This is a genomic window from Polaromonas sp. P3_C2 (genome assembly GCF_056402675.1).
In genome coordinates, this window is record NZ_JBFUGX010001257.1 from 1 (window position 1) to 554 (window position 554).

At 54.2% G+C, this 554-nt stretch carries 1 protein-coding gene; it reads right to left on the bottom strand.

Annotated features, from left to right (window positions below; genetic code table 11):
* A partial coding sequence (locus AC1DWI_RS25940) for a phosphoribosylanthranilate isomerase (protein ID WP_477726296.1) occupies positions 1-554 on the bottom strand: 554 nt, incomplete at both ends.

Below are 554 nucleotides of genomic sequence, written 5' to 3' on the forward strand. Positions count from 1 at the left end.
GTGGTACTCGTACATGGTTAAGACTCTTTGCAAGTAGTTCGTCGGCGGCGCGAACGGCCGCTACAAACTGGTTGATCTTGTAGGCGCTTTTGATTCCCTTGGAAATCTCGACGCCCGAACTGACATCAACGGCCAGCGTTGTGCAACGCGGCCTGACTTGCAAAATGCCATCGATCACGTTTGCAGGCGTCAATCCACCAGACAAAACGAGGTGAGCGCTGACGTTTGGAGGAAGAAGTGACCAATTGAATGTTTTCCCGCCGCCACCATAACCTTCGACATGAGCGTCGAGCAGGATGGCTTGTGCGGCCTTGAAGTCTTGTGCGTATTTTACGAGATCAAAGCCGCCGGAGGTTCCAGGCGTGCTTTCAGTGGTTTTTTCACCAAGTGGAATGCRTGCGGCGCGCATGAACGGGCGCCCGGCCTCCAGGCAGATCTCGGGTGTTTCGTCACCATGAAATTGTAGTAAAGCCATTGGTAGGCCTGCGCAAGCAGCTATGATTTTTGTAGCGGGGGCATTGACGAAAAGCAGCACCGGCGTCACGAAAGGAGGC